Raw genomic sequence first — 4,587 nt, 5'->3', positions numbered from 1 at the left:
GCTGGTGGGAGACGATCTTCCCAGCCTTTCCGGGGTCTTCTTCGACCTGACCTACGATGCGTCTCTTCTAAGCTATCAGGGGGCAGACTTCGACAACCGGCTGGACTTCGTGATTGATCGGGACGCGCCTGCAGGCGCGAGCGGCGCTGTCAGAGAGCCGCACCATGAGGCAGCGGAGTGGCGGGCATGGCAGCGCTGGGCGCCGCCGACGATACGGTAGCGGAAGAGATGCTGAGCCTACAACTTCACGATGTTTGGGAATAAACGTTGCCACCGAAAGTAGAATTCACCTCTTGATTGGAAGCGAAAGTCTACCTCTGCGGCCGCTGGAACTTGACCGTGATGCATAGCTCAGCGTAGGCTAAGAAAAAGTTAATGTTTCCGACGGGGGGTAACTTTTGCCAGTGTTAAACCAATTTTTGTATACGACGCCTTTAAGGATATTTGGGCAATCGCACATGGCTCAGGCTGCCCCTAAAGTATTGAGAATACTGCGAACGAAGTCATCATCCCAGTTTGCGTTGGCCTGCGCGCTTGAGCTTGACGGAGAGCGAGCCGACCCGCCCGTGGTTTTCTCTACCGAGGGCGCCTGCAAGTTTCTGAATTGTCGGTTTTTACAGGGATCAGGCCATGTCGTCAAATTTTGATATTGTTTTTGACTATCGCTTTGATGCTTCTGGCTTTTTCGCTGATCCCGAGCGACGGGTAATATTGGAACTCGCCGCAAGTGAGTGGGCACAATATATTAACGATGAGTTCGAGGATATTCCTGTCGGAGCGGTGATTCCGGTCGTCAATCCGGAGGATCCAACTCAGACAGAATCGATCATCGTCGATGCGCCCATCGATGATCTGCTCATATTTGTTGGAAGCAATGATCAGGGAGGGTGGATCGCGCAGCCTGATGGTTCGCTCAGGGCCCAGATTGGGGAAGCATACAGTCTTTACAATGCGGGTGACGGCGATGCCATGCGGCTTCGAGTTGCGACAGATTTTCGCGGACTGGGCCCCACAACTGAATACGAACCTTTCGTGGGTTCAATTGCATTTAACAATAACTCTGAAATTAATTGGTCCTTTGATCCGGACGGTCCGGTCGCAGGGTATTCGGATCTATTTAGTACAGCCGTCCATGAAATTGGGCACATCCTTGGTCTCGTTGGTTCGCCAACCTATGATGCTCTGATTACTAGCTCGGGCTTTTACGGTCCAAATGCAATGGCGGCAAACAGTGGTTCCCCGATACCGATTGAAACCGACGGTCATGTTCTAGACGGCTTCGCCGGAGATACCGTTGTCATGGATCCGCTTGAGCTTATCGGAGTAAGGAAGTTGCCGGGATCGATCGATCTCGCCCTCCTTGCAGATATTGGATACGACATTGATGGTTATGTAAAGCAGGGCACGCCCTTTGCCTTGACCACGCCGGGAAACGACACGCCGGTTTTCGGATCGCAAGCCGACGATACGATCAACGGCCTTGAAGGTGATGATCAAATTCAAGGTGAGGGCGGTAACGATCTTCTGTTCGGTGGTGAAGGCTTCGACGTACTTTTCGGTGGTTCGGGGGCAGATAAACTGGACGGCGGCCCTGATGATGACCAGTTACAGGGCAACTCGGGTGATGACGTCTTGTTCGGCGGAACGGGCGATGACGATCTTCTCGGAGGCGATGGCTACGACACCTATCTGTTCGAGGGTAACTGGGGCGAGGATTTTGTCCTTGACCTCGACCCAAGTGGCAAGCTGCAATTCATCGGCTACTCCAGTTCGGACGTGAACCTTGCTGCGTTCGGTGACGATCTCCTCATCTCCGCGGGCTCAAACCAGATCTGGTTTTCGGACTATTATGGTCTCGGCGCAAGCTACGATTTCAGCTTTGCCAGCAGTGCAGACACCGTTCGCGAGGGGACCGACACCTCGGCAAGCCTGAGTGAGGGTGAGTGGCAGAACGGGACGATCGATGCCGAGCCGATTCCGGGGGACGGACCGGGGAGCCAGCCCCCAGCTTCTGACGGACAGGGAGGCTCCATCGACAAGGACTGGTATCGCATCACGCTGGACCCGGATCGGACTTACTCTTTCGACGCGCAATCCCTGTCGCTGACCACCGGCCTTGTCTTCGTCAGGCTCTACGACAGCGCCGGGAACGAGGTCGGCGGATCGTTCGAAGGCGAAGGCGCCGCGCCGAGCTTCACCTACAGCACGGCGGGCCAGTCTGGCAGCGAGACCCAGTACCTCGCCGTCAGCACGGGGGACACGAACGACAGCGATTTCCGAACCGCTACCGGTGACTTCCGGGTCAGATTCACGGACGAGGGGCCAATTACGCCGAGCACCAACTATTCGATTGCACCGATGTCTCAGGCTGTGGACGAAGGCAACACTCTTGGAATAACGATATCGAGGACCGGCGATAAACCTGAAGAGACGCTGTTCTTCTCGACCGTCAAAGGAACGGCCAGTTACGCGGACGCGGATTACGAGCTGCAAGGCGGCGGCCTCCCGTTGAATATCGAGGTAGATTTCGCCAGCGGCCAAAGCAAGGAAACGGTCACGCTCGACATCCTCTCGAACGACGGCATCGACGCGGGAGAAACGTTCCACGCCATCCTGCAGCGCAGTCCCGCGGATTCCGCGGCAACCTTCGTTGCCGCGTCCGGAGACATCACGATCACCGAACCGTCGACCGTCACGACCTACGACATCGAGCCGTCTTATCTTGAAGTCGTTGAGGGTGGCGTAGTCACATTCTCCATCCGGCGCGAAGGCGACCTGTCCCCTTCGACGGTCTACGCCTCTGTGCTTGATGAAACGACAGATGGAAATGACGTCGTATATGATGGTGGTGAACCTACGGCGATCGAAGTCCGTTTTGTCGATGGCGATCCTGTCGAGCGCGTCGTCCTCGATGCGATCAGCGATAACATCCAGGAGGGTACCGAGCGATTCAGGGTCGTCCTGCACACCGACGCGAATGACCCGGAAGGGAGCGAGCTCGCCCGAACCGACCCTGTATCTATCGAGGATGCTGAAAGCGGCGGGTTGGTCTCGACAATCTACTCCATCTTGTCCCCCGCTACGGCTGAAGCGGCCGAGAAAGACGACGACGAAGCACCCAGTTCAAAACTGTTTTACTACCCGACCATCGAACGGGGATGGGCTACAGAAGAAAGGGACCAGATTCTACGCGACACCTACCCCATTGAACTTGAGGCGGGCACCCAAGTTCAAATCACGGCGAGTTCTATGTCCCCCGAATTAGATACTGTGATCATCCAGCTTTACTCGTCGGAAGATAGAATAGTCAGTAATCAGATCGGCAATCCGGCTGAGGGAGATCCAGCGTCTACAACCGTTACGATACCCGAAACTAGTACATATTGGCTGCACATAACCCAAGGTGGTGAAAAGGCAGAAGCCAAATACGGTGACTACGAGATTGCGGTGTCCGGTCCGTCGATCGACCAGCAGTGGAACGGGTCGTTCCCTCAGCAGGACGGTTGGTATAACGCGAGTGATTTCTCGGCCCCATTCAACGGAGTATATCACCTCGGTGAGGACTGGAATTTTGTCAATAGTGACCCGGATGACCTTGATGGTGAAGCCAACGATGACCTTGGTAGGTCCGTCTACGCTATCGGTGACGGGCAAGTTGTTTTCGCCGATTTTCACGGCAGCGGGCCCACAACGGGCTTTGGCAATACTGTCATTGTCGAGCATACCGTTGGTGAACGCACTTTTTATGCTCTGTACGCGCATCTCCAAGACTTCGATCCGAGTATTAAGTTGCCTGACGGAGTTCAAGGGCCCGTTGACTGGCAAGTCAGCGCCGGTGACCGGCTTGGTTCTTTGGGAGATACGGGGTTTGCCGAAGATGCTCCACATCTCCATTTCGAAGTTCTTGAAGGTGACTGGCAGCACTATGTCGCGTCCGATGGTGGCCTCGACCGAACCGACACCACAGGGCGAGTTGCATACTGGAACGAATTGAGTGACTTTTCCAATGACTCCTTCACATATACGGAAGAAGGCGTCAAGATCACATGGCACGATCCCAGCAAGTTCATCAACCAGCTAAATGCCAAGATTATTGAGGGCACCGACGCTCCAGACGAGCAGTTGAACGCCGCTATCAACAGCGAAGCTGCAACAGCGACGATCGTGCAGGCCGCTGGTCCAGATGTTCTGATTCAAAGCGCGACAGTGAATAGCACACCAGCCATTGGACCAGACAGCACGATTCTCGGCCGCTTCTTTGAAAAACTGAGCCTCAATGGAAGCGGTTCTGCGGATTTCTTCAACTTTCTGCCGCTTGGAGCCACGTCGATCACCAACGAGACCGTTTTCGTTGACGGCGGTGGCGGCGACGACGTAATCGATGCCGGGCAGATTGGACGCCGGATCGTCGCCGAGGGCGGAACCGGCAATGACCATGTCATCGGCGGCGATCAGAACGATCTGCTTCGTGGCGGTGACAATAGCGATGTGCTGGACGGCGGACCGGGCAACGACACCATGACTGGCGGCCCAGGCGATGACGTCTTCGTCAAGCGCCCCGGCGAGAGCGACGACACGATCACCGAT

Annotated in this window: 2 protein-coding genes; both read left to right on the top strand. The window is 55.6% G+C overall.

Going from position 1 to position 4,587, the window contains the following annotated elements; all coding sequences use genetic code 11:
• A partial coding sequence (locus tag V8324_RS21065) for a hypothetical protein (RefSeq protein WP_336421860.1) occupies nucleotides 1-220 on the top strand: 220 nt, incomplete at its 5' end.
• Nucleotides 221-630: 410 nt separating this feature from the next.
• Nucleotides 631-4,587: peptidoglycan DD-metalloendopeptidase family protein (locus V8324_RS21060; RefSeq protein WP_336421859.1), on the top strand; the 3,957-nt coding region annotated here is incomplete at its 3' end.

Source organism: Roseovarius sp. D22-M7 (genome assembly GCF_037083785.1).
Taxonomy (GTDB): Bacteria; Pseudomonadota; Alphaproteobacteria; order Rhodobacterales; family Rhodobacteraceae; genus Roseovarius.
This window is presented reverse-complemented; position numbering and strand designations above follow the sequence as displayed.